The sequence below is a fragment of the Stenotrophomonas sp. 22LJNL06-5-1 genome, assembly GCF_056861455.1.
Genome location: NZ_JBSPUE010000001.1, coordinates 150,969 through 174,538 on the forward strand (window position 1 = coordinate 150,969; position 23,570 = coordinate 174,538).

The window sequence follows — 23,570 nt, forward strand, 5'->3', positions numbered from 1 at the left end:
CGGCAGCATCTTCAGGAGACCTGCGACTCGCCCGGCGACAGGGTCAGCACGTCCACGCCGGTCTCGGTGACCGCGATCATGTGCTCCCACTGCGCCGACAGCTTGCGGTCCTTGGTCACCACGGTCCAGCCATCCGGCAGCACCTTGTTGTAGCGGGTGCCCTCGTTGATCATCGGCTCGATGGTGAAGGTCATGCCCGGCTGCAGCACCAGGCCCTGGCCCGGGCGGCCGTAATGCACCACCTGCGGCTCATCGTGGTAGACCTTGCCGATGCCGTGGCCGCAATACTCGCGCACCACGCTGAAACGCTCGCCTTCGGCATAGCTCTGGATGGCATGGCCGATATCGCCCAGGGTCGCACCCGGGCGTACCGCACGGATGCCGCGCCACATGGCTTCGTAGGTGGTTTCCACCAGGCGGCGGGCCATCACCGACGGCGTGCCGACGAAGTACATGCGGCTGGTGTCGCCGTGCCAGCCATCCTTGATGACGGTGACGTCGATGTTGATGATGTCGCCATCCTTGAGCACCTTCCCTTCGCTGGGGATGCCATGGCAGATGACGTTGTTGACCGAGGTGCACACGGTCTTCGGGAAGCCGCGGTAGCCGACGTTGGCCGGAACGGCGCCCTGCACGTTCACGATGTGGTCGTGGCAGATGCGGTCCAGTTCCTCGGTGGTGACACCGGGCTTGACGTGGGGGGTGACGATGTCGAGCACTTCGCTGGCCATGCGGCCGGCGATTCGCATCATCTCGATTTCCTGCGGGGTTTTCAGATTCACGCTCATGGCCCCCATTATCGCCGATCCGGCCACAATCTGAACGAACGCCACCCAACTGGCGATCCGGGCCATGCACGGTTCCGGCAAGGAAAGTGAAAGCGTGATGACCGCCACCCTTTCGCCTCCCTGTTTATCACGGAATACAGACACTTACGCCACCTAAGCTGGGGTCACCGTCGCCGAAGCGGTGCCGAACGTGCCGCCTTCGCCTTGTTCAACGGACCTTCGGGTCAGGGAGGTTGTCCATGCGATCCGCGCTTCGTTCCCAGCTTGCCTGGGCCCTGGCCGGGGTCCTGCTGTCCGGCCCGGCCCTGGCCGCAGACACCACCACCTTCAATGTCACCCTGGTGGTGACCAAGGCCTGCACGATCACGGCCGCTGCCGCCACCAACGTTGACTTCGGCACGGCGGCCTCGACCACCGCGACCCCCACCCTGGGCCAGGGCACGGTGACCGCCCAGTGCTCGGCACTGACCCCGTACACGATTTCGCTGAATGCGGGCGCCAACGCCAGCACCGCCAACGACGTCACCACCCGCCGGATGAAGAACACCAACGCCGCGGTAACCGCCAACAACTTCGTGGGCTACCAGCTGTACCAGGACGCCGCGCACACCCTGGTCTGGGGCGCCACCTCCGGCACCAACACCCAGGCTGGCATCGGCACCGGCCTGGCGGTGCCCTACATCGTCTACGGCCAGATCCTGAACCTGAGCACGAACAACCCGGCGACCGGTAACTACCTGGATACGGTTACCGCCACGATCACCTATTGATGGAGTACGCCCGCATGGCCGGACCCCGCCCGTGGCGCGCCACCGGCGTGGCGCTGCTCGTCCTGAGCCTGGTACTCGCCGCCCCGGTCGAAGCCACCAGCCTGCAGGTCGCCCCGACCAGCCTGCAGCTGGAAGCGCGCCAGCGTGCCGGCGAGCTTTGGCTGACCAACAGCGGCACCTCGCCGGTGAAGCTGCAGGTGCGGGTGTTCCGCTGGGTGCAGCAGGGCGGCCAGGAGCAACTGCTGCCCACCGATGAGCTGGTGGTCACCCCGCCGATGCAGGAACTGGCTGCCGGACAGCAGCAGCTGGTCCGGGTGATGCGTCCGGACAGGACGCCACCGCCTGCACAGCAGCATTACCGGTTGATTGTCGACGAGGTGCCCGATCTGGCCACCCGCGCCGAAGGCATGCAGTTCGTGCTGCGCTATTCGATACCGGTGTTCGTGCAGCCCGCCGCCGGCAAGCTTGCGCCGCAGCTGCAGGCCCGCCTGGTGCAGTTGCCCGATGGCCGCAACGGCGTCGAGGTGGCCAACGCGGGCAACAGCTATGCGCAGATCGCCGATCTCGCGCTGGGCAGTGCCACGCGCCCACGCATCGTGCATCCCGGACTGCTGGGTTACGTGCTGCCCGGGCAGGTGATGCGCTGGCCGATCGAGCGCACGGCGATCGACCGCGACAACGACCAGATCACGGCCAAGCTCAATGGCGAGTCGGAACAGACGCCGCTGTCGCCCCCATCGGCTCGCTGAGGCGTTGATGGGCGCGCTGCTTGCTGCCCTGGCTCCTGCGGCGATCCAAGCCGCCGATTTGTCCGGTGCAGCGGCCACCGCCGCCGCCGATGTATCAGGCATCTCCGCCGATGCGATCCTGCCACCGCCCACACCGTTGACTGCCAACCAGACGCTGTACCTGGACGTTTCGCTCAACAGCACCCCACGCGGACTGCTGCCTTTCATCGAGAACCGTGGCCGCCTGCAGGCCAGCCCCGACGTACTGCGTCAACTCGGCTTCAACGCCCACGGCGATGCACCGGTGTACCTGGACCAGATCAGCGGCGCGGTGGTGCGCTATGACGCACGCCTGCAGACCCTGGCGCTGGACGTGCCGCTGGACCAGCTGACCTTGCCGACCACCGTGCTCAGCCGCCCACAGACGCGCGCCCCCGCAGGCAGTGCCTCACCCGGGCTGCTGCTCAACTACGACGTGTATGGCAGCCGGGTGGATACGCTTGGCAACCTCAGCCTGAGCTCGGAACTGCGCCTGTTCGGCGTCGGCAACGGTACCTTCGAAAACACCGCGGTCAGCCGGCGCTACCAGCAGCCCGGCGACCGTCGCTGGCGCGGTGAGAGCGTGCGCCTGGATACGCGCTGGAGCCTGGATTTCCCCGACAAGGCGATGACGCTGGAGGTCGGCGATTTCTACAGCGGCTTCGTCGACTGGACCCGCCCGGTGCGCCTGGGCGGCCTGCAGATCGGCCGCAACTACGGCCTGCAGCCGTATCGCGTGCTCACTCCCACGCCCAGCTTCCTCGGCCAGGCCGTGGTGCCCTCCACCGTCGAGCTGTATGTCGATGGCCTGCGCCAGTACAGCGGCCAGGTCCCGGTCGGCCCGTTCCAGCTGGCCGCGCAGCCGGGCATCAGCGGCACCGGCAGCGCACAGGTGGTGGTCACCGACGCGTTCGGCCGCATGCAGACACTGGATTTCAGTTTCTATGGCACCCAGCAACTGCTGGCCAAGGGCCTGTCGGACTGGTCGGTCGGTGTTGGCCAGTTGCGCGAAGACTTCGGCCAGCGCTCCTTCGCCTACGACGATCGCACCGTGGCCAGTGCCAGCTGGCGCGGTGGCATCAGCGATACCTTTACCGGTGAAGCGCATGCCGAGGGCGGAGGCGGCCTGGCCCAGGCCGGCATCGGCGGCTGGTGGCTGCTGGGAGGCGCCGGCGTGTTCAACGCGGCCTATGCGCACAGCAATTACCACGGCCTGCAGGGTGGGCAGTGGGCACTGGGTTACAGCTGGAACAACCGTCGCCTCAATTTCAATCTACGCAGCGTGCGCAGCCACGGCGACTACCGCGACCTGGGCGCATTACAGGGCAACCTGCCGCCGAGCATCAGCGAACAGGCCACGGTCGGGCTGGATCTGCTGCGGCTGGGCACGCTCAGCGCCAGCTACCTGCGCCTGCGCTACCCCGATGGCGAAGACAACCGCTATGCCAGCCTGTTCTGGTCACGCACCTGGAGCCAGCGCTGGTCGGCCTACCTGTCGGTGAACCAGAACCTGGACCAGAGTGATGACCGCAGCATCTATCTGTCGGTGACCGCCAGCCTGGGCAACAACCGCCAGGCCAGCCTGTCCAGCCAGCGCAACGGCGACAGCCAGACCTGGGTGGCCGACGTCACCCAGCCGGTGCCCGGCGATGGCAGTGCAGGCGGCATTGGCTGGCGCGCGCAGGTGCGCCACGGCGAGGACGGCAATGGCGGCCTGGCCGAAGTCGGCATCCTCAATGACGTCGGCCGCTACTCGTTCGGTGCCTCGCGCCAGGGCGGGCTCAACTATGCCTACGGCAGCGCCAGTGGCAGCCTGGTCTGGATGGGCGGGCACGCGTTCGCCACCCGCGAGGTCTCGGACGCGTTTGCGGTGATCAGCACCAACGGCGTCGGCGGCGTGCCGGTGCGGCTGGAGAACCGCCTGATCGGCGTCACCGATGATCGTGGCCTGTTGCTGGTCAGTCCGCTGCTGTCCTGGCAGCGCAACCGGGTCTCGATCGACACCCTGGACCTGCCCGAGGACATGCGTGCCGACCGCATCGAAGACTGGGTGACACCGCGCCAGCGCGCCGGCACCCACGTGACATTCCAGTTGCGCTCGCGCCCCTCGCTGAGCCTGACGCTTCAGGGCATGGACGGGCAGCCACTGGAAGTGGGCAGCGAAGTGCAGCTTCCCGATGGACGCCAGGCCACGGTGGGCTATGACGGCCTGCTGTATCTGGAAGACGTTGCTGCTGGCAGCGTGCTGTACATCACCACCAGCCGCGGCCAGTGCCGGGTGAAGGTACCCGAGCAGCCCAAGGTAGTGGCGTCCGGCGCCCGGCCGAAGCCGGCACCGCCGCCGTGCATCCCGGAGGTGGCGCCATGAGGCTGCTGCTGCTCGGCATGCTGCTGTTCGCCGGCCTGCTCGCGGCACTACCGGCCCAGGCGACAGCGGTCTGCACGGCAACCGCGAACCCGACCCTGCCATTCGGCAACATCAACAGCAATGCTCCCGGCCCTACGGCAGCAACGCTGAACATCACAGTGACCTGCACCACCGCCGCACTGAGCCTGCTGGCCACTACCGGCGTCCGCGTCTGCGTGGGTATCGGCGCAGGCAGTGGCGGCGGCAGCAGCGCCACCTTCCGCACGATGTCCACCTCCACCAGCGACACCATGAATTTCCAGTTGTACAACACCGCCAGCTACAGCCAGGCCACCGGCCTGGTGCCACGCGGCACGCCACCCGCGCAGGAACTGACCATGAGCTACAACGTGCCGCTGCTGACCGGCGGCAGCGGTGCGCAGTCCGTGCAGCTGTTCGCGCAGATCCCCGCCAACCAGATCCTCGCTTCGGGTGCCTACAGCAGCACCTTCAGCGGCGCCAACGTGGTGCTTACCTGGGCCTGGAACGAAGTCCTGCTCGGCAACGCCACCGTGCCGGCCGCCTGCAACGGCGGCGCGACCGGCACCAACAGCGCCAGTGCGGCCTTCAGCTTCACCGCCACTGCCAACGTGCTGCCGCAATGCGGCAGCTACGTCACCACCAACATGGACTTCGGCAACGTCACCGGCAGCATTCCCACCAACATCGACCGGACCGCCACGCTCACGCTGACCTGCCTGAAGAACACCGCCTACCAGATCAGCCTCAACAACGGCCAGAACAACCCCGGCGCCTCCACCACCCGGCGCATGGCCACCACCATTGGCAGCGGCACCTACTACCTGCCCTATGAGTTGTACCGCGATGCCGCGCGCAGCCTACGCTGGGGCAATACCCTCAACGTCGATACCGTTGGCGGCACCGGAAGTGGCAGCGCGCAGCAGCTGACCATCTATGGCCGGGTGCCGCCGGTCACCGGCCAGCCCCCGGCCGGCACCTACAACGATCTGGTGCAGGTGACCATCACCTATTGACCTGCGTGCCGACCAACGGTCGGCACCCACCGGGGTGGGTTTGGAATGATCGGCACCCACCGGGGCAGGTTTCGGTAGATCCACGCCATGCGTGGATGCGCGCATCACCCCTGCGCCAGGAGAAGTCGACTGGCAGTCGACTCTACAGTTCCGGCCGATCCAGCCGATACCGCGCAACGGGTCCTACAGCACGGTGGATGGCAGGTGGTTCGCGCACTTCTGATCGGGGCGATGCTGGTCGCCAGTACGCCCGCGTGGGCCGATCCCGGTAGCACGCCCCTGCAGATCCGGCTCACCGTGGTCGAGGGCTGCAGCGGTGACGCCGGCAACACCCGATGCGCGGCACCGCACCAGCGCAGCGACGCGCCCGAGCTTCCGCAACAGATCCGCGACCTGGCGCCGCCGGCCGACAGCGACGACGCGGCGCCCGCCGTGACCGTCATCTACTGATGCGCATCCTGCTGAGCCTGCTGGCACTGCTGCTGGCCCTGCCCGCGGCGGCGCTGGACCTGGTGCCGACCACCCTGCAGCTGCCGGCCGAAGGGGGACACGGCGAGCTATGGCTGTACAACCCCGGACCCGCCCGCTGGCAGGGCGAGGTTCGGATCCTGGCCTGGGAACAGCAGGCCGACGCGGAAAAGCTGCGGCCCAGCGACCGGATCCTGGCCAGCCCTGCCCGGCTCGACCTCCCGCCCGGCACCCGTCAACGCATCTGGCTGCTGCCTCGGGAGACGTCGCCCGTTGCCATCGAACAGGCCTACCGGGTGATCCTGGCCCCCAGCGGACCGGACCTGCCACGCTACTCGCTGCCCTTGTTCCGGGGACACGCGGTGCCCGTGGCACGGCCGGACCTGCATGCCGGGATCGAACCCGGCACGTCGCATCCCTTTGTGCGACTGCGCAACGCAGGTACCGTTCACGCCCGCCTGCACGATCTTGCGTTCGTTGCCGGCGATGGCCACCGTACCCTGCTGCTGCCGGGACTGGCCGGCTATCTGCTGGCGGGCCAGGAGCGTCGCTGGGCCCTCCCCGCCCATGCCGACGGCTATGCCCGTGGCCATTTCCAGGCCCGGCTGCAGGACGGCCGCGTGGTCGATCTGACCGCGCCGGACCCGGCAATTGCAGCGAGCGCTCCCAGCGGGCTATAATCGACCGGATTCCTGCTGCCTGCGTGCGCGGGAGACCGTCCACACCGGACGTCACCGGTGAATCCACACCTGCTGCCCCCATCCGTGCCGGGGTGCTCCGCAAGGAGTTCGGCCACGGAGGCGACAGGGAAGCCCAACCCCGGAACCGATCGCGCTTCCACGCGTCCCGCATACCTATCCCCGCGGGCGGAATCGCTGGTTCCATATCAGGAGTATTGCAATGCCCCAGGTCACCATGCGTCAGATGCTGGAAGCCGGCGTCCACTTCGGCCACCAGACCCGCTACTGGAACCCGAAGATGGCTCCGTACATCTTCGGCGCCCGCGGCAAGATCCACATCATCAACCTGGAAAAGACCGTCCCGCTGTTCAACGACGCGATGAACTTCATCTCGTCGGTTGCCCAGAAGCGCGGCACCGTCCTGTTCCTGGGCACCAAGCGCAGCGCCCGCGAAACCATCAAGGAAGAAGCCGAGCGTTGCGGCATGCCGTTCATGAACCAGCGTTGGCTGGGCGGCACCCTGACCAACTTCCGTACCGTCAAGCAGTCGGTTGCCCGCCTGAAGGAACTGGAAGCCGGTGAAACCGACGGCACCTTCGAGAAGCTGGTCAAGCACGAAGTGCTGGGCCTGCGTCGCGAGCGCGACAAGCTGGAAGCCTCGCTGGGCGGCATCAAGGACATGAACCGTCTGCCGGACGCCATCTTCGTGATCGACATCGGCCACGAAGACATCGCGATCAAGGAAGCCAAGAAGCTGGGCATCCCGGTCATCGCCGTGGTCGACACCAACTACAACCCGGAACTGGTGGACTACGCCATCCCGGGCAACGATGACGCCATCCGCGCTGTGCAGCTGTACGCCCGCGCCGCTGCCGACGCCGTGCTGGAAGGCAAGGCTGCTGCTCCGCACGCTGCTTCGGTGCGTGAGGAAGAGTTCGCTGAAGCCGCTGCTGAAGGCGAAGAGAAGCCGGCCCGCCGCGCTCCGGCCAAGAAGGCTGCCAAGAAGGGCGACGACGCCCAGGCCTGATCCAGGCCCCGGGGTGGACGCCCGGCGTCCACCCTCCCTGCGCGCAGCCTTTGGCGCGTGACAGGACCGTGTCACACGGGCCGGCCACCATGCCGGCCCAACCCCTTTCTTTCGTGAGGTAATCCCGTGGAAATCACTGCTTCCCTGGTCAAGGAACTGCGCGAGCGCACCGGCGCCGGCATGATGGAATGCAAGAAGGCTCTCACCGAAGCCAACGGCGACATCGACGCTGCTGCTGAAGCCATGCGCAAGTCCGGCGCTGCCAAGGCCGACAAGAAGGCTGACCGCGTGGCCGCCGAAGGCCGTCTGGGCCTGGCCCAGGATGGCGGCAAGGCCGTGCTGGTCGAAGTCAACTCGGAAACCGACTTCGTCGCCAACGATGACAACTTCAAGTCCTTCGTCAACGCCGTTGCCGCTGCCGCCCTGGCATCGGGCGCCACCGACGTCGAAGCCGTGAAGGCTGCCAAGCTGGCCGATGGCCGCACCGTTGAAGAAGCCCGCGCCACCGCCGTGCAGACCCTGGGTGAGAACATCCAGATCCGTCGCATGGTGAAGGTCGATGGCAATAACACCGTCGGCGCCTACGTCCACACCAACGGCAAGGTTGGCGTGCTGGTCGACCTGGTCGGCGGCGACGTCGAGCTGGCCCGTGGCCTGGCCATGCACGTGGCTGCCCTGAAGCCGCCGCACAACAAGGCTGCGGACGTTCCGGCCGAGTTCGTCGAGAAGGAAAAGGAAATCGAGCTGGCCAAGATGTCCGAAAAGGACAAGGCCAAGCCGGCCGAGATCCTGGAAAAGATCATCAGCGGCAAGATCAACAAGATCGTCAGCGACGTGACCCTGTACGGCCAGACCTATGTGCTGGGCGACACCACCGTCGAGCAGGTGGTCAAGGCCGCTGGCGCCGACGTGGCTGGCTTCAAGCTGCTGATCGTCGGCGAAGGCATCGAGAAGGTGGTGGAAGACTACGCCGCTGAAGTTGCCAAGGCGATGCAGGTCTGATTCCAGCCTTCGGGCTGTGAAGCGACCAGAAGGAGCCGCGGGAAACCGCGGCTCTTTTTTTATGCCGGCGGCCCTGTGGCTGCGCACCATTGGTGCGCACAGCGGCACCTTTGCGTTGCGCGCGAATCAAGCCGATACTCGGCGCAGGGAATCCACAGTCACATAGCAGGAACGAAAATCGCGGACTGTGATGCATTCCTAGGTATTCTTGTCCCAATGGAATTGAACGACCCGACATGCCTCCCGAGCTGACAGCTGCCCTGGCGCTCTGCCGCAACCTGCCTTCGCCACCCGGTATTGCCCTGCGCATCATCGAACTGGCCCAGGACCCGGAAGCGGACATCGCCACCGCCGCCGACATCATCGCCATCGACATGGCGCTGAGCGCTCGCATGCTGCGCATCGCCAATTCGCCGCTGTACGCCAGCCGCCGCCGCATCGAGAACCTCGGCCAGGCGCTGACCATGTTGGGCCTGAATGCCACGATCAGCCTTGCCCTGGGCTTCACCGTCACCCAGGGCCTGACCGGCGGCGCCGGTACCGACCACGACCTGCGCCAGCGCGCGTGGAAGCGCAGCATTCTCAGCGCACTGGCCGCCAGCCAGCTGGGCCAGGCCCGCGGCCTGCGCCGACTGGAGGAGCTGATGCTGGCCGGGCTGCTGCAGGACCTGGGCGTGCTGTGCCTGGCCCAGGCCGAGTCGGAGCGCTACCTGCCGCTGCTGCGCGAGGCACGCGACAACACGGATCTGGTTGCCCGCGAGCGCGACGCACTCGGTTGCAGCCACGCCGATGTCGGCGCCTGGGTGGCCGAGCAATGGGGTCTGCCGCGCTATCTGGTGGAAAGCATCAGCCACAGCGAGGACGAAGACGCTGCCGAATCGCCGTTCCAGGCCTGCGTGCAGCTGTCCGGCGCGGTCGCCGACATCTGGCTGGACGACGACGCCGATGCCGCCCGCGAGCGCGCCCTGCACCAGGTGCACGACCGTCTGGAACTCGACAGCGCCCGATTCGACCAGGTGCTGACCCGCATCAGCGAGGCCCTGCCGGACATCGCCAGCCTGTTCGAGGCCGGCCTGAACTCGCCATTGCGGGTGCGCGAACTGATCGATCACGCGCAGGAGCTGGCCACCCTGCGCAACCTGCGCGAGCTGCAGGATGCCGACCAGGCGCGCCGCCGCGCCGACGAATTCGAGGCGCGGGCCAAGCGCCTGGCCGACCAGGCCCACCGCGACGCCCTGACCGGCGTGCTCAACCGCCGGCAGCTGGAGGCGGTGCTGGAACAGGAGTTCCTGCGCGCCGGGCGCCAGGGCTGGCCGCTGTCGGTGGCCTTCATCGACCTGGACGACTTCAAGAAGATCAACGATGCCCACGGCCACCTGACCGGCGACGAGGTGCTGCGCGCCTTTGCCGGCAAGCTGCAGGGCCAGCTGCGCAACAGCGACACCGTGGCCCGCTTCGGTGGCGAGGAATTCGTCGCCCTGCTGCCCAATACCAGTGAATCGGTGGCGCTGGACGTAATCCGCCGGGTGTTGGCCAACATCGTCGCCACGCCGATGGCAGAGCTGGAGGGAGGGCCGTTGTTCGTCACCTTCTCCGCCGGCGTGGCCACCCAGGGCGGCTACGAACGCTTTGCCGACGTGCAGGACCTGCTGCGCGCCGCCGACGATGTGCTGTACCGCTCGAAGAATCTGGGCCGCAACCGGGTGATCGCCCGCTCCCCCGGCGCCCTGGGCCACGACGAGCTTTCGGCCACCGCCAGCGCCGAGCTGGGCTGAACGGGACGCCCCGCGTGAGTGGGGCGGATGGCAGGATTTCGCGCCGCAGTGCACAAAACACTTTGGCCCGACGCCGCATGCGCGTAGAATCGCCCGCGATTTCCACGCACCCGAGGTCCCTATGTCCAAGCTCGCCTATCGCCGCATCCTTCTGAAACTGTCCGGGGAGGCGCTGATGGGAGATGAGGACTACGGCATCGACCCGAAGATCATCAATCGCCTGGCCCGTGAGGTCATCGAAGCCCAGCAGGCCGGTGCCGAAGTGGCGCTGGTGATCGGCGGCGGCAACATCTTCCGCGGCGCCGGCCTGGCCGCTGGCGGCATGGACCGGGTCACCGGCGACCAGATGGGCATGCTGGCCACGGTCATCAACGCCCTGGCCATGCAGGACGCCCTGGAAAAGCTGGGCGCCAAGGCCCGCGTGATGAGCGCGATCAAGATCAACGACGTGTGCGAGGACTACATCCGCCGCCGCGCCATCCGCCACCTGGAAAAGGGCCGCCTGGTGATCTTCGCCGCCGGCGTCGGCAGCCCGTTCTTCACCACCGACTCCGGCGCCGCACTGCGTGCGATCGAGATCGGCGCCGACCTGCTGCTGAAGGCCACCAAGGTCGATGGCGTGTACGACAAGGACCCGAACAAGCACAGCGACGCGGTCCGCTTCGACAGCCTGAGCTACGACGAAGTGATCCGCCGTGGCCTGGAAGTGATGGATACCGCCGCCTTCGCACTGGCCCGCGACAGCGACCTGCCGATGCGCGTGTTCGACATGGGCCAGCCGGGCGAGCTGCTGAAGATCCTCAGCGGCGAGAACATCGGCACCCTGGTCCAGGGCCGCGACCCGGCCTGAGCCTGAGCGCCAGGCGAGCTCCGGGCCGATTCAGGCCCGGCAGCGTCCCGTATTCGCCTATAATCGCCCGATTCCAGTTACACCCAGGACCGGGCGATGCTCAACGACATCAAGAACAACGCGCAGACGCGCATGGCCAAGAGCATCGACGCTCTGAAGCACACCCTCACCTCGATCCGCACCGGCCGCGCCACCCCGGCCCTGCTGGACCGCGTCACGGTCAGCGCCTATGGCAACGCCAGCACCCCGCTGAACCAGGTCGCATCGATCTCCAACGCCGACGCCCACTCGCTGCTGGTCACGCCGTTCGACAAGAGCATGATCAAGGAGATCGAGAAGGGGCTCTACAACGCCGAGTTCACCCCGAACACCCTGGGCACCGCGATCCGCATCAACATGCCGCCGCCGACCGAAGAGCGCCGCAAGGAGCTGGCCAAGCAGGTTCAGAAGGAAGGCGAAGGCGCCAAGATCGCAATCCGCAACATCCGTCAGGACGCGAACAAGGAAATCGCCAAGCTGGTCAAGGACAAGGCGATCAGCGAAGACGAGAAGAAGCGCGGTGAGGACGACATCCAGAAGTTGACCGACACCAACATCAAGGACGTCGACAAGGTCGTTGCCGACAAGGAAAAAGAACTGCTGTCGGTCTGAAGTCGATGCCTTCAGTCCCGCCTCCGTTGCCGGCTGCCCTGCCCCGCCACATCGCCATCATCATGGATGGCAATGGGCGCTGGGCACAGCAGCGCCGTCGTCCGCGCGTGATCGGCCACCGGGCCGGCGCGCGTGCGGTCAACCGCACCATCGAGCGCTGCCTTGAGCTGGGCATTCCGGCGCTGACCCTGTTCGCGTTCTCCAGCGAGAACTGGGGTCGGCCTCAGGAAGAAGTCGATGCGTTGATGAAGCTGTTCCTCGGCGCGCTCGACCGCGAAGTGGACGAGCTGCATCGGCGTGGCGTGCGCGTACGCTTCATCGGCGAGCGCGAACGCTTCGGTGCCGGGCTGGTCAGCCGCATGCAGCTGGCCGAGCAGCGCACTGCGGACAACACCACCCTGACCCTGTCGATCGCCGCCAGCTACGGTGGCCGCCAGGACATCGCCCGTGCTGCGCGCGCGCTGGCCGCTGAAGTCGCCGCCGGCCGCCTGCTGCCCGAACAGATCGACGAATCGCTGCTGGGCAGCCAGGTCGCCCTGGCCGACCTGCCGCCACCGGACCTGTTCATCCGCACCGGTGGCGACACCCGCATCAGCAACTTCCTGCTGTGGCAGCTGGCGTACACCGAGTTGTGGTTCACCGAGGCGCTGTGGCCGGACTTCGATCCCGCTCTGCTGCAGCAGGCGCTGGACGCCTATGGCAGCCGTGAGCGTCGTTTCGGCCTGACCAGCGCCCAGATCGCCGCACTGGCCACCGAGACTTCCAGCCCATGACCAAGACCCGAGTCCTTGCCGCGCTGATCATGGCGCCGGTCGCCATTGCCGCGATCCTGCTGCTGCCGACCCAATGGCTGGCAGCGGCGGCCGCTGCGGTGCTGCTGATCGGCCTGTGGGAGTGGCTGAAGCTGGCCGGCATCGAAGACACCCTGGCACGTACCGTGCTGCTGGTGCTGAACCTGCTGCTGATGGTGCTGCTGGTCTGGGCCGATGGCAGCACGCTGGTGCTGTTCCAGATAACCACGCTGGCCGGCGTCGCCTGGTGGCTGGCGGCGCTGGTCTGGCTGCGCTTCTTCAATTTCGGCGCACAGCCGTCGGCACCCTCGCGCATCGTGAAGATGCTGGCCGGTACGCTGGCCATCGTTCCGGCCTGGGCCGCGCTGGTGCTGATCCATGCCGGCGGCGATCCGCCGGGCAAGCAGGGCCACCTGTGGCTGCTGGCTGCCCTGGCACTGGTCTGGGCGGCCGATTCGGGCGCCTATTTCGCCGGCCGTCACTTCGGCAAGCACAAGCTGGCCCCGCGCATCAGCCCCAACAAGACCTGGGAAGGCCTGTTCGGCGGCCTGCTGGCCGGTGTCGCCGTGGCCGTCGGCCTGGGCTGGCTGGCCGGCATCGATACCGCACACCTGCCGGGCCTGCTGATCACCTCGGTGGTGGCCGTGTTCGCCTCGGTGCTGGGTGATCTGTTCGAAAGCCTGATCAAGCGCCACGCGGGCGCCAAGGACTCGGGCCACCTGATCCCGGGCCATGGTGGCGTGCTCGACCGTGTCGACGGCGTCCTGGCTGCAGTGCCGGTGTTCGCACTCGGCAAGGAAATCTTCGGGTTCTGACCATGAATGCTGTCGCAGACCTGCGCCGGGTCGCCGTATTCGGCGCCACCGGCTCGATCGGTGCCTCCACGCTGGACGTGATCGCCCGCCACCCGCAGCGCTACCAGGCCACCGTACTGGCCGCCGGCCGCCAGGTGCAGGCGCTGCTGGCACTGTGCCGCCAGCACCGGCCCGCGCACGCGGTGATCGCCGACGAATCGCTGTTCGCTGAGCTGCGCGATGGCCTGCGCGATGCCGGACTGGCCACCGAGGCGCATGCCGGCCATGCCGCGCTGGACCAGCTGGCCGCCAGCGATGCCTGCGACACCGTGGTCGCCGCCATCGTCGGTGCGGCCGGGCTGTCTTCCACCCTGGCCGCCGCCGCCGCGGGCAAGCGCATCCTGCTGGCCAACAAGGAATCGCTGGTGCTGGCCGGTGAACTGCTGACCCGCACTGCTGAACGCGCCGGCGCCGAGATCATCCCGATTGACAGCGAACACAGCGCGATCTTCCAGTGCCTGCGCTCGCGCGACGCCAGCGTCGACGGCGCCGGGGTGCGCCGGATCCTGCTGACCGCCTCCGGCGGCCCGTTCCGTGGCCGCAGCCGCGCCGAGCTGGCCCAGGTCACCCCGGCGCAGGCCGTTGCCCACCCGAAGTGGTCGATGGGGCCGAAGATCTCGGTCGATTCGGCGACGTTGATGAACAAGGGCCTGGAAGTCATCGAGGCCCACCACCTGTTCGGCGTGCCCGGTGAGCGCATCGAAGTGCTGGTGCATCCGCAGAGCCTGGTCCACTCGCTGGTCGAGTTCGTGGACGGTTCGACCCTGGCGCAGATGGGCCTGCCGGACATGCGCACCACCCTGGCCGTCGGCCTGGGCTGGCCACAACGCATCGAATCGGGCGTGTCCGGGCTGGATCTGCTGGCCCAGGGCCGGCTGGATTTCGAAGCCCCCGACACCGACGCCTTCCCCTGCCTGGCCCTGGCCTGGCAGGCAATGCAGGCCGGCGGCACCGCGCCGGCGGTGCTGAATGCTGCCAATGAAGAGGCGGTTTCAGCGTTTCTTCAGGGCCGGATCGGTTTCCTGACCATCCCGGAGCTGGTTGCTAACGCTCTTTCAACACTGCCGACCCAGCCAGCCGATACACTGGAGGTCCTGCTGTCCGCCGACCAGCAGGCACGCCAGCTGACCCTGAACGCCATCGACGCCGCCTGAACGACCGCCTCGCCCAGCATGACGCCGCCGCCCCTGCCCGCCACTGTGAGCCTGCATGACTGACTTCATCGGATCGGTCTGGTGGATGATTGTCAGCCTCGGGCTGCTGGTCACGTTCCACGAGTTCGGGCATTACTGGGTCGGACGCCTGTGCGGGGTCAAGATCCTGCGCTTCTCGGTCGGCTTCGGCCGGCCGTTGTGGTCGCGGCGGGACAAGCACGGTACCGAGTTCGCCATCGCCGCCATCCCGCTGGGCGGTTATGTGAAGTTCCTCGACGAACGCGAGGTTGAAGTCCACCCGCACGAGCGCGGCCAGGCCTTCAACCACAAGACCGTCTGGCAGCGCATCGCCATCGTCGCCGCCGGACCGATCGCCAATCTGCTGCTGTGCATCCTGCTGCTGTGGGCGATGTTCGTGATCGGCAAGCAGGACTATTCGCCGACCATCGGCCGTGTCAGCGGCATCGCCGCCAGCGCCGGCCTGACCAGCGGCGACCGCGTGCTGCGCGTGGACGAGCGCCCGGTGGTCACCCTCGGCGAGGCCAGCATGGCGCTGACCGCCGCAGCAATGGATCGCCGCGACGTGAAGCTGGAAGTGCTGGACCCGGCCGACCAAGTACGCGTGCGCACCCTGCCGCTGTCGCAGCTGCCCCCCGGTTTCGATGAACGACGCGTGCCGATCCTGGCCGGCCTGTACTGGCAGTCGTGGCTGCAGCCGGCGCTGGTCGAGTCGCTCACTGCGGACTCCGTGGTGGCCGGGCAGCTGCAGCCGGGCGACCTGATCGTGGCGATTGACGGCCAGCGCATCGACGGCGCCGACCAGGTCATCGGCGAGATCCAGACGCTGGGCCGCGCTCGCGGCCCGGGCATGATCGAGGTCCTGCGGGGCGGTGAGCGCCTGGCGCTGGAAGTCACCCCGCGTCAGGGCAAAGATTCCAAGGGCGAGCCGATCTGGCAGATCGGCGTTCAGTTCCCGACCAAGTTCAGCCCTCCCTACGACACCCTGCTGCGCTACGGCCCGCTGGATGCGGTGACCGTGGCGGTGCGCGAAACAGGCCGCCTGGCGGCCGATTCGCTGGGCATGATGGGCCGCATCGTCACCGGCAAAGCCTCGCTGCAGAACGTTTCCGGGCCAGTGACCATCGCCCGCGTGGCCAATGTTTCAGCCAAACGCGGCCTGGACTGGTTCCTGCAGTTCCTTGCCCTGCTGTCACTCAGCCTGTGCATCATCAACCTGTTGCCGATCCCGATCTTGGACGGCGGCCACCTGCTGTATTACCTTATCGAGTTGGTCAAGGGCAGCCCGCTGAGCGAGCGTGCCATCGCCGCCGGCCAGTACATCGGCCTGGCGTTGCTGGCCGGGCTGATGGGGTTGGCGTTCTACAACGACATCCTCGGCCTGGTCCCGCGATGAACTTTTCCACGTTGTTGCCGTCTACAGCGTCGGCATCCCGCACCAATGAAATCGACCTTCCTACCGGACGTGACATGACGCGACTCCCCAATCGCCGCCTGCTGGCCCTCGCCCTCGCCGCCGTCACCGGCGCTCCCGCCCTGGCCCAGGCAGCCGAGCCCTTCACTGTCAGCGACATCCGCGTGGATGGCCTGCAGCGCATCAGCTCGGGCACGGTATTCACCTACCTGCCGGTGGAGCGTGGCGAGACGGTCACCGACAACAAGGTCGGCGAGACCATCCGCGCCCTGTACAAGACCGGCTTCTTCGAAGACGTGCAGCTGGACCGCCAGGGCAGCATCCTGGTGGTGACCGTCAAGGAACGCCCGGCGATCAACAAGCTGACCGTGACCGGCAACAAGGACATCAAGTCCGAGCAGCTGCTCAAGGGCCTGTCCGACATCGGCCTGACCGAGGGCGGCACGTTCGATCGCCTGAGCCTGGACCGCGTGACCCAGGAACTGCGCCGCCAGTACAACGACCGCGGCAAGTACAACGTCGAGATCACCCCCACGGTGAGCCCGCTGGACCGCAACCGCGTGGACATCGCGATCGCCATCAAGGAAGGCAAGGCGGCCAAGATCCGTCACGTCAACCTGGTCGGCACCGAGAAGTTCGAGAGCAAGGACATCCTGGAGACCTGGGAGTCCAAGGAGCACAACTGGGCATCGTGGTACCGCCGTGACGACCAGTACTCCAAGGAAAAGCTGTCCGGCGACCTGGAAAAGCTCAATTCCTGGTACCTCGACCGCGGCTATGTCGACTTCAGCATTGATTCGACCCAGGTGTCGATCAGCCCCGACAAGCGCGACATGTTCCTCACCGCCGGCGTGACCGAAGGTGCGCAGTACAAGATCTCCGAGATCAAGGTCAGCGGCGACACGATCCTCCCGCAGGAGGACGTCGAGCGCATGGTGATCCAGAAGTCCGGCGACACGTTCTCGCGTGCGCTGCTGGAATTCAGCTCGGACACCATCACCAACTCGCTGTCCAACATCGGCTACGCGTTCGCCAAGGTGAACCCGATCCCGACCACCAACCGCCCCGAGCAGACCGTGGCGATCAACATGCAGGTCGTGCCCGGCCCGCGCGTGTCGGTGCGCCGCATCCTGTTCCGTGGCAACACGCGCACATCCGACGAAGTGATGCGTCGCGAAATGCGCCAATTCGAGAACAGCTGGTACTCGCAGGCCGCGATCGACCGCTCCAAGATCCGCCTGCAGCGCCTGGGCTATTTCGAGTCGGTGGACGTGGAAACCCCGGCCGTCAGCGGCAGCAACGACCAGGTCGACGTCGTCTACAACGTCAAGGAAACCACGTCCGGCAGCTTCGTGTTCGGCCTGGGCTACTCGCAGTCCTACGGCATGACCACCTCGGTGCAGCTGTCGCAGAACAACTTCCTCGGCGGCGGCAACCGCGTGTCGGTCGAAGCCTCGCGCAGCAGCTACCTGCAGCGCTACGGCTTCAGCTACACCAACCCGTACTTCACCGATGACGGCGTGTCGCTGGGCTACAACCTGTCCTGGCGCGAGCTGGACTACTCCGACTTCAACACCGCGCAGTACAACAGCACCAACGGTTCGGCGCAGGTGGTGTTCGGCGTGCCGATCACCGAGACCGATACCGTCTCGCTGATGTTCGGCATCGACAGCAACCAGATCACCACCTACCAGGGCTCGACCCCGCAGTCGATCATCGACTACATCAACGCAGTCGGTAAGCGCACGTTCCATGCGTGGCGCACCGAGCTGGGCTGGGCGCGTGACTCGCGCAACGACTACTTCATGCCGACCCGCGGTACCTACCAGCGCATCGGTCTGGAAACCACGCTGCCGGGTTCGACCATCGAGTACTACAAGCTGAACTACCAGATCAGCAAGTACTGGCCGATCATGCCGTCGCTGGTGATCAACACCCGTGCCGAAGTGGGCTACGGCGATGCCTATGGCAACGACTACACCCGCACGCTGACCAACCCGGACGGCACCACCCGTACGGTGACCGCCAGCGGCCTGCCGTTCTTCGAGAACTTCTACGCCGGCGGTACCAACTCGGTGCGCGGCTTCGAAGACAACACCCTCGGCCCGCGCGAAGTCACCAACGGCTACCCGGAAGGCCAGCCGCTGGGTGGTTCGCTGAAGACGGTGGGTTCGGTCGAAGCCTACTTCCCGCGCCTGTTCGACAGCCCGTCGGCACGCGTGTCGGCCTTCGTCGACTTCGGCAACGTCTACAACGGCACCAAGAACTTCAAGGCCAACGAACTGCGCGTGTCCACCGGTGTGGCCCTGCTGTGGCGCGCCCCGGTCGGCCCGATCTCTATCAGCTACGCCTTCCCGCTGAAGAAGGAAGACGATGACAAGATCGAACGTCTGCAATTCACGTTCGGTGGCCAGTTCTGAGGAACTTTGTTCCTCAGAACTGATCCACCTCCGGTGAATTGCCCGCGCATTTCACCTATCCCCCGCGCCGCTGGCGCGCCCCCCTTAACAAAGGGGGGCTCTCCACCAGACGGGGCACGAAGCGCCGGGCTCTGCCCGGCGTTTTCGTTTGGCCTAGATGCCGGAAGCGTCCGCTCTGCTTTTGATCTTTTCTGTTTTTCCGTGGCTGGCACTCGCGCCAGGCCGTCGGAGGTCGGACGGGGCGGGGCTGCGGGGGTGTGAGCCGCATGGGCCCGAGGCATGCCTCGGGCGGGTTGGGCAGGACGCCCAACCCAGGTCTTGCCGCGTGAGCAGGACAGCGCATGCGAGCAAGCGGCGACCAAGGCTACATGGACGTACTTGCGCCGCCCCCCGCCGCCCCGCCCCGTCCGACCCAGCCCATGACACTGGCTCTGCCGGCCGTGAGGGGCCCTGCAGTTGGCTGCCTATGTCCCCCGCATGACCGCAATGGCGTCACACGTTAAACTCCCGCCGTGAATACTCCCATCTACACCGCCCAGCAACTCGCCGAGCAGTTCGGCCTGCAGGTCCATGGCGACCCCGCCACCGCCATCCATGGCGTGGCCACCCTCGCCCATGCCGGTCCTGGCCAGCTGACCTTCCTCGCCAATCCACGCTACCGCGCCCAGCTGGCCGACAGCCAGGCATCGCTGGTGGTCCTGCGTGCCGACGACGCCGAGGCCGCTCCCGGCGCCGCGCTCGTCGCCAAGGACCCGTACACCACCTTCGCCAAGATCGCCGCGCTGTTCGACATCGCGCCGACGCGCCCGCCGGGCATCCACCCCAGCGCCGTCATCGATCCCAGCGCACAGGTCGCCGCCAGCGCCCATATCGGCCCGTTCGTCTCCGTCGGCGCACGCAGCGTGGTCGGCGAGAACTGCATCATCGGCACCGGCAGCGTGATCGGCGAAGACTGCAGCCTGGACAACGGCTGCGAGCTGATCGCGCGGGTCACCCTGGTCACCCGGGTCAAGCTCGGCAAGCGCGTTCGCGTGCATCCCGGTGCCGTGCTCGGCGCCGATGGCTTCGGCCTGGCCATGGACGCCGGCAAGTGGATCAAGGTGCCGCAGCTCGGCGGCGTGCGCATCGGCGATGACTGCGAGATCGGCGCCAACACCTGCGTCGACCGCGGTGCGCTGGAAGACACCGTGCTGGACGACGACGTGCGCCTGGACAACCTGGTGCAGATCGCGCACAACGTGCAGATCGGCGCGCACTCGGCCATCGCCGGCTGCACCGGCATCGCCGGCAGCGCCAAGATCGGCCGCTACTGCCTGCTCGGCGGCCACGTCGGCGTGGTCGGCCACCTTGAGATCTGCGACAAGGTCGTGATCACCGGCAAGTCGGTGGTCCGCAATTCCATCCATGAGCCGGGCGAGTACTCGTCCGGCACCCCATTGACCGACAACCGCACGTGGCGCAAGAACGCCGCGCGCTTCAAGCAGCTGGACGCATTGGCTCGCCGCGTCCTGGCTGCTGGCAAGGAGAAAGAATGAACGACACGCTGCAGCTTCCGATCGACGTCTGCCAGATCCAGGAACTGCTCCCGCACCGCTACCCGTTCCTGCTGGTGGACCGGGTGCTTGAGCTCGACATCGAAGCCAAGCGCATCCTTGCGCAGAAGAACGTCAGCATCAACGAGCCGTTCTTCCAGGGCCACTTCCCGGGCCGCCCGATCATGCCCGGCGTGCTGATCATCGAAGCGCTGGCGCAGGCCGGTGGCGTGATGACCCAGCTCACGCTCGGCCGTGACTCGCAGTCCAAGCTGTTCTACATGGTCAAGGTGGAAAACGCCCGCTTCAACAAGCAGGTCGTTCCCGGCGACGTGCTGATGCTGGATGTGCAGATGAAGCGCCTGATCCGCAACATGGGCTGGTACTACGGCGAAGCCAAGGTCAACGGAGAAGTCGTTGCCTCGGCCGAAGTCATGTGTGCCGGCGCCAAGGGCTGATCCACTGGAGGCAGGAATGACTGACAACGCACCGCGGATCCACCCGACCGCCGTCATCGACCCGGCCGCGCGCCTGGCCGATGACGTCCAGGTGGGCGCGTTCACCCTGATCGGTGCCGATGTGGAAATCGGTGCCGGCACGGTGATCGGCCCCCACTGCAGCATCCACGGCCCGACGAAGATCGGCCGCGACAACCGCTTCATCGGCCACGCGGCCGTCGGTGGCGAACCGCAGGACAAGAAGTATGCAGGGGAGCGCACCGAGCTGGTGATCGGCGACCGCAATGTGTTCCGCGAGTTCGTCACGCTGAACCGCGGTACCGGCGGCGGCGGTGGCATCACCACCATCGGCGATGACAACTGGATGCTGGCCTACACGCACGTGGCGCATGACTGCCATGTCGGCAACTTCTGCGTGTTCTCCAACAACACCACCCTGGCCGGCCACGTCACCGTGGGCGACTACGTGATCATCAGCGGCTTCGCCGGTGCCCACCAGTTCTGCCGGATCGGTGCACATGCCTTCCTCGGCATGGGTGCGCTGACCAATGGCGACGTTCCGCCGTTCACCATGGTCGGCACCGATTCGCTGGGCCGCCCGCGCGGCATCAACAGCGAAGGCCTGAAGCGCCGCGGCTTCGACGCCGAGCGCATTTCCGCCATCAAGCGTGCCTACCGCACCCTGTATGTGGCGGGCCTGCCGCTGGCCGAGGCCAAGGTGCAGCTGACCGAACAGGCGCGTGACAGCGATGACGTGAAGGCCATGCTGGACTTCATCGAGCACGCCGAGAGGCCCTTGCTGCGATGAGCAGCACGACCGGCCAGGCGCCGGCCGGCGCCGCTGTGATTCCGCTGGCCTCCATGACCGGCAGCGTCCCCGCGCAACGGGTGCTCAGCGAGCGCCCGTTGCGGATCGCGCTGGTGGCCGGTGAGGCCTCCGGCGATCTGCTCGGTGCGGGCCTGGTACGCGAACTGAAGGCGCGCTTCCCGAATGCCGAGTTCGCCGGCATCGGTGGCGACGCCATGCGCAGCGCCGGCTGCCAGACCTGGCACGATGCCAGCGAGCTGGCGGTGATGGGCCTGACCGAAGTGCTGCGCCACCTGCCGCGCCTGCTGAAGCTGCGCTCGGCGTTCCGCCAGCGTGCGCTGGACTGGCAGCCGGACGTGTTCATCGGCATCGACGCCCCCGACTTCAACCTGGGCATCGAGCGCTGGCTGAAGCAGCGTGGCGTGCGCACCGTGCATTACGTCAGCCCCTCGGTCTGGGCCTGGCGCGAGAAGCGCGCCGAGAAGATCGGCAGCAGCGCCGACCTGGTGCTGTGCCTGTTCCCGATGGAACCGCCCATCTATGCCAAGCACGGCATCGACGCGCGGTTCGTCGGCCATCCGATGGCCGACGACATTCCGCTGCAGGGCAACCGCGAAGAAGCGCGCGCCGCGCTTGGCCTGCCGACTTCGGCCAAGGTGCTGGCGGTGCTGCCGGGCAGCCGCCTGGGCGAAATCTCGCGCCTGGGCGAGCCGTTCTTTGAAGCCGCCTGGCAGGTCTCAGAGCGCATCCCCGGCCTGCACGTGGTGGTGCCTGCCGCCAACCCCGCATGCAAGCGGCTGATCGAAGAGCAGCTGTCGCGCTCGGCGCTGCCGGTCGCGTACTCGCATGTGCTCGACGGCCAGGCCCGCAACGCCATGATCGCCGCCGACGTGGTGGTGCTGGCGTCCGGTACCGCGACCCTTGAGGCGATGCTGGTGAAGCGGCCGATGGTGGTCGGCTACCGTGTCAACGAACTGACCTACCGTCTGGTCAAGGCATTCGGCCTGATCAAGGTCGACCGCTTCGCCCTGCCCAACATCCTGGCCGGGCAGGACCTGGCACCGGAACTGATGCAGCACGACTGCACGCCGGACAAGCTGGCCGCAGCCATCCAGCAGTGGTTCGACCACCCACAACGGGTGACCGACCTGCAGGACACCTATGCCCGCCTGCATGAACGCCTGCGCCGCAATGCGTCGGCACGGGCCGCCGACGCCGTCGGCGAGCTGCTGATGCGCGACCAGGCCCAGGCATGAGCCGCCGCCACGCCGCCGCAGCCAGCCTGGCCCTGTTCGATGGCAGCGCGGTAATCGAGCCGGATCGCCTGGTCGCCGGCGTCGATGAAGCCGGCCGTGGTCCGCTCGCCGGGCCGGTGGCGGTGGCGGCAGTGGTGTTCGACCCGGCACGACCACGCATCAACGGCCTGGACGATTCCAAGCAGCTCACCGCCGCGCGCCGCGAGCAGCTGCATGACCGCATCATCGAGCGCGCCCTGGCCTGGCACGTGGTGCTGGTGGACGTGGACACCATCGACCGCCTGAACATCTACCAGGCCACCCTGCAGGGCATGCGCGACGTGGTTGCAGCAGTCGCCCACGTCGCCGGTTTCGCGCGCATCGACGGCAACGTGGTACCCAAGGGCCTGGTACTGCCAGCGCAGGCGCTGGTCGGCGGTGATGGCATCGACCGCGCGATCATGGCCGCATCGATCCTGGCCAAGGTCTCGCGCGACCGCTACATGCAGGACGTGCATGCCCGCCACCCGCAGTACGGCTTCGAGCAGCACAAGGGCTACGGCACCCCGGCCCACCTGGCCGCCCTGCGCGAGCACGGCCCCTGCATGGAGCACCGGCGCAGCTTCGCCCCGGTGCGTGAGTGCCTGGAAACAGCGCCAGCCTCCGCGATCACAGCCATCGCTTGAACAACGGCTGCCGGGCATGG

Annotated in this window: 22 protein-coding genes; 21 read left to right on the forward strand and 1 reads right to left on the reverse strand. The window is 67.1% G+C overall.

Annotated features, from left to right (window positions below; genetic code table 11):
* Nucleotides 1–11: 11 nt before the first annotated feature.
* Complete coding sequence (gene map, locus AC13GF_RS00700; RefSeq protein WP_080355365.1) at nt 12–854, reverse strand: type I methionyl aminopeptidase; 843 nt, start codon at nt 852–854, stop codon at nt 12–14.
* A 173-nt stretch (nt 855–1,027) separates the two neighbouring features.
* On the opposite strand from map, the gene AC13GF_RS00705 reads away from it, so the two are divergent.
* The 21 genes from AC13GF_RS00705 to AC13GF_RS00805 all read left to right on the forward strand — a co-directional run bounded on the left by AC13GF_RS00705 (nt 1,028) and on the right by AC13GF_RS00805 (nt 23,550).
* The gene (locus AC13GF_RS00705) at nt 1,028–1,558 is read left to right on the forward strand and encodes a Csu type fimbrial protein (RefSeq protein WP_483002752.1); all 531 of its coding nucleotides are present in this window, start codon (nt 1,028–1,030) and stop codon (nt 1,556–1,558) included.
* A complete protein-coding gene (locus AC13GF_RS00710; protein ID WP_483002754.1) occupies nt 1,558–2,307 on the forward strand; it encodes a fimbrial biogenesis chaperone in 750 nt (249 codons plus the stop codon). Before AC13GF_RS00705 ends, AC13GF_RS00710 begins: the two co-directional genes overlap by 1 nt.
* 7 nt (nt 2,308–2,314) lie before the next feature.
* A complete protein-coding gene (locus AC13GF_RS00715) occupies nt 2,315–4,693 on the forward strand; it encodes a fimbria/pilus outer membrane usher protein (protein ID WP_483002755.1) in 2,379 nt (792 codons plus the stop codon).
* On the forward strand, nt 4,690–5,727 hold the full coding sequence (locus tag AC13GF_RS00720; RefSeq protein ID WP_483002757.1) for a Csu type fimbrial protein: 1,038 nt from the start codon (nt 4,690–4,692) through the stop codon (nt 5,725–5,727). Before AC13GF_RS00715 ends, AC13GF_RS00720 begins: the two co-directional genes overlap by 4 nt.
* Before the next feature lie 231 nt (nt 5,728–5,958).
* Entirely contained in the window at nt 5,959–6,177 is a 219-nt protein-coding gene (locus tag AC13GF_RS00725) for a hypothetical protein (RefSeq protein ID WP_159360787.1), read from the forward strand.
* On the forward strand, nt 6,177–6,875 hold the full coding sequence (locus tag AC13GF_RS00730; RefSeq protein ID WP_483002758.1) for a fimbrial biogenesis chaperone: 699 nt from the start codon (nt 6,177–6,179) through the stop codon (nt 6,873–6,875). Before AC13GF_RS00725 ends, AC13GF_RS00730 begins: the two co-directional genes overlap by 1 nt.
* A gap of 220 nt (nt 6,876–7,095) precedes the next feature.
* Entirely contained in the window at nt 7,096–7,902 is an 807-nt protein-coding gene (rpsB, locus tag AC13GF_RS00735; RefSeq protein WP_005408748.1) for a 30S ribosomal protein S2, read from the forward strand.
* Between the two features lie 126 nt (nt 7,903–8,028).
* Nucleotides 8,029–8,904 carry a translation elongation factor Ts gene (gene tsf / locus AC13GF_RS00740; protein ID WP_483002760.1) on the forward strand — a complete coding sequence of 292 codons (876 nt, stop codon included), beginning with the start codon at nt 8,029–8,031 and terminating at the stop codon, nt 8,902–8,904.
* A gap of 236 nt (nt 8,905–9,140) precedes the next feature.
* The gene (locus AC13GF_RS00745) at nt 9,141–10,679 is read left to right on the forward strand and encodes an HDOD domain-containing protein (RefSeq protein WP_483002761.1); all 1,539 of its coding nucleotides are present in this window, start codon (nt 9,141–9,143) and stop codon (nt 10,677–10,679) included.
* Nucleotides 10,680–10,800: 121 nt separating this feature from the next.
* Nucleotides 10,801–11,529: a UMP kinase gene (pyrH, locus tag AC13GF_RS00750; RefSeq protein WP_010486325.1), complete on the forward strand. Its 729-nt coding sequence runs from the start codon at nt 10,801–10,803 to the stop codon at nt 11,527–11,529.
* Between the two features lie 96 nt (nt 11,530–11,625).
* The gene (frr, locus tag AC13GF_RS00755; RefSeq protein ID WP_032127942.1) at nt 11,626–12,180 is read left to right on the forward strand and encodes a ribosome recycling factor; all 555 of its coding nucleotides are present in this window, start codon (nt 11,626–11,628) and stop codon (nt 12,178–12,180) included.
* 5 nt (nt 12,181–12,185) lie between these two features.
* Nucleotides 12,186–12,953 carry a polyprenyl diphosphate synthase gene (gene uppS, locus AC13GF_RS00760; protein ID WP_032127943.1) on the forward strand — a complete coding sequence of 256 codons (768 nt, stop codon included), beginning with the start codon at nt 12,186–12,188 and terminating at the stop codon, nt 12,951–12,953.
* Nucleotides 12,950–13,786 (forward strand): phosphatidate cytidylyltransferase, encoded by an 837-nt coding sequence (locus AC13GF_RS00765; RefSeq protein WP_010486331.1) that lies wholly within the window; start codon nt 12,950–12,952, stop codon nt 13,784–13,786. The genes uppS and AC13GF_RS00765 overlap by 4 nt, the downstream gene beginning before the upstream one ends.
* A 2-nt stretch (nt 13,787–13,788) precedes the next feature.
* Nucleotides 13,789–14,979, forward strand: a complete 1,191-nt coding sequence (locus AC13GF_RS00770; RefSeq protein WP_483002763.1) for a 1-deoxy-D-xylulose-5-phosphate reductoisomerase — start codon at nt 13,789–13,791, stop codon at nt 14,977–14,979.
* Nucleotides 14,980–15,034: 55 nt separating this feature from the next.
* On the forward strand, nt 15,035–16,393 hold the full coding sequence (rseP, locus tag AC13GF_RS00775) for an RIP metalloprotease RseP (protein WP_483002765.1): 1,359 nt from the start codon (nt 15,035–15,037) through the stop codon (nt 16,391–16,393).
* A gap of 74 nt (nt 16,394–16,467) precedes the next feature.
* Complete coding sequence (gene bamA, locus AC13GF_RS00780; protein WP_049436473.1) at nt 16,468–18,831, forward strand: outer membrane protein assembly factor BamA; 2,364 nt, start codon at nt 16,468–16,470, stop codon at nt 18,829–18,831.
* A gap of 512 nt (nt 18,832–19,343) precedes the next feature.
* The gene (gene lpxD / locus AC13GF_RS00785; protein ID WP_483002767.1) at nt 19,344–20,366 is read left to right on the forward strand and encodes a UDP-3-O-(3-hydroxymyristoyl)glucosamine N-acyltransferase; all 1,023 of its coding nucleotides are present in this window, start codon (nt 19,344–19,346) and stop codon (nt 20,364–20,366) included.
* Nucleotides 20,363–20,821 carry a 3-hydroxyacyl-ACP dehydratase FabZ gene (fabZ, locus tag AC13GF_RS00790; RefSeq protein WP_008265823.1) on the forward strand — a complete coding sequence of 153 codons (459 nt, stop codon included), beginning with the start codon at nt 20,363–20,365 and terminating at the stop codon, nt 20,819–20,821. The genes lpxD and fabZ overlap by 4 nt, the downstream gene beginning before the upstream one ends.
* A 16-nt stretch (nt 20,822–20,837) precedes the next feature.
* Nucleotides 20,838–21,629: an acyl-ACP--UDP-N-acetylglucosamine O-acyltransferase gene (gene lpxA, locus AC13GF_RS00795; protein ID WP_032128327.1), complete on the forward strand. Its 792-nt coding sequence runs from the start codon at nt 20,838–20,840 to the stop codon at nt 21,627–21,629.
* Complete coding sequence (gene lpxB, locus AC13GF_RS00800; protein ID WP_049455669.1) at nt 21,626–22,885, forward strand: lipid-A-disaccharide synthase; 1,260 nt, start codon at nt 21,626–21,628, stop codon at nt 22,883–22,885. The genes lpxA and lpxB overlap by 4 nt, the downstream gene beginning before the upstream one ends.
* The gene (locus AC13GF_RS00805) at nt 22,882–23,550 is read left to right on the forward strand and encodes a ribonuclease HII (RefSeq protein ID WP_483002770.1); all 669 of its coding nucleotides are present in this window, start codon (nt 22,882–22,884) and stop codon (nt 23,548–23,550) included. Before lpxB ends, AC13GF_RS00805 begins: the two co-directional genes overlap by 4 nt.
* Nucleotides 23,551–23,570: the final 20 nt, after the last annotated feature.

What these genes read in the sequence shown, in the direction of transcription:
- AC13GF_RS00730 (WP_483002758.1), top strand. Translation starts at nt 6,177, where the DNA reads ATGCGCATCCTGCTGAGCCTGCTGGCACTGCTGCTGGCCCTGCCCGCG.
- lpxA (WP_032128327.1), top strand. Translation starts at nt 20,838, where the DNA reads ATGACTGACAACGCACCGCGGATCCACCCGACCGCCGTCATCGACCCG.
- AC13GF_RS00805 (WP_483002770.1), top strand. Translation starts at nt 22,882, where the DNA reads ATGAGCCGCCGCCACGCCGCCGCAGCCAGCCTGGCCCTGTTCGATGGC.
- frr (WP_032127942.1), top strand. Translation starts at nt 11,626, where the DNA reads ATGCTCAACGACATCAAGAACAACGCGCAGACGCGCATGGCCAAGAGC.
- AC13GF_RS00715 (WP_483002755.1), top strand. Translation starts at nt 2,315, where the DNA reads ATGGGCGCGCTGCTTGCTGCCCTGGCTCCTGCGGCGATCCAAGCCGCC.
- pyrH (WP_010486325.1), top strand. Translation starts at nt 10,801, where the DNA reads ATGTCCAAGCTCGCCTATCGCCGCATCCTTCTGAAACTGTCCGGGGAG.
- fabZ (WP_008265823.1), top strand. Translation starts at nt 20,363, where the DNA reads ATGAACGACACGCTGCAGCTTCCGATCGACGTCTGCCAGATCCAGGAA.
- rpsB (WP_005408748.1), top strand. Translation starts at nt 7,096, where the DNA reads ATGCCCCAGGTCACCATGCGTCAGATGCTGGAAGCCGGCGTCCACTTC.
- AC13GF_RS00770 (WP_483002763.1), top strand. Translation starts at nt 13,789, where the DNA reads ATGAATGCTGTCGCAGACCTGCGCCGGGTCGCCGTATTCGGCGCCACC.
- AC13GF_RS00710 (WP_483002754.1), top strand. Translation starts at nt 1,558, where the DNA reads ATGGAGTACGCCCGCATGGCCGGACCCCGCCCGTGGCGCGCCACCGGC.
- lpxB (WP_049455669.1), top strand. Translation starts at nt 21,626, where the DNA reads ATGAGCAGCACGACCGGCCAGGCGCCGGCCGGCGCCGCTGTGATTCCG.
- AC13GF_RS00745 (WP_483002761.1), top strand. Translation starts at nt 9,141, where the DNA reads ATGCCTCCCGAGCTGACAGCTGCCCTGGCGCTCTGCCGCAACCTGCCT.
- map (WP_080355365.1), bottom strand. Translation starts at nt 854, where the DNA reads ATGGCCCGGATCGCCAGTTGGGTGGCGTTCGTTCAGATTGTGGCCGGA.
- rseP (WP_483002765.1), top strand. Translation starts at nt 15,035, where the DNA reads ATGACTGACTTCATCGGATCGGTCTGGTGGATGATTGTCAGCCTCGGG.
- AC13GF_RS00705 (WP_483002752.1), top strand. Translation starts at nt 1,028, where the DNA reads ATGCGATCCGCGCTTCGTTCCCAGCTTGCCTGGGCCCTGGCCGGGGTC.
- AC13GF_RS00720 (WP_483002757.1), top strand. Translation starts at nt 4,690, where the DNA reads ATGAGGCTGCTGCTGCTCGGCATGCTGCTGTTCGCCGGCCTGCTCGCG.
- AC13GF_RS00725 (WP_159360787.1), top strand. Translation starts at nt 5,959, where the DNA reads ATGCTGGTCGCCAGTACGCCCGCGTGGGCCGATCCCGGTAGCACGCCC.
- AC13GF_RS00765 (WP_010486331.1), top strand. Translation starts at nt 12,950, where the DNA reads ATGACCAAGACCCGAGTCCTTGCCGCGCTGATCATGGCGCCGGTCGCC.
- bamA (WP_049436473.1), top strand. Translation starts at nt 16,468, where the DNA reads ATGACGCGACTCCCCAATCGCCGCCTGCTGGCCCTCGCCCTCGCCGCC.
- uppS (WP_032127943.1), top strand. Translation starts at nt 12,186, where the DNA reads ATGCCTTCAGTCCCGCCTCCGTTGCCGGCTGCCCTGCCCCGCCACATC.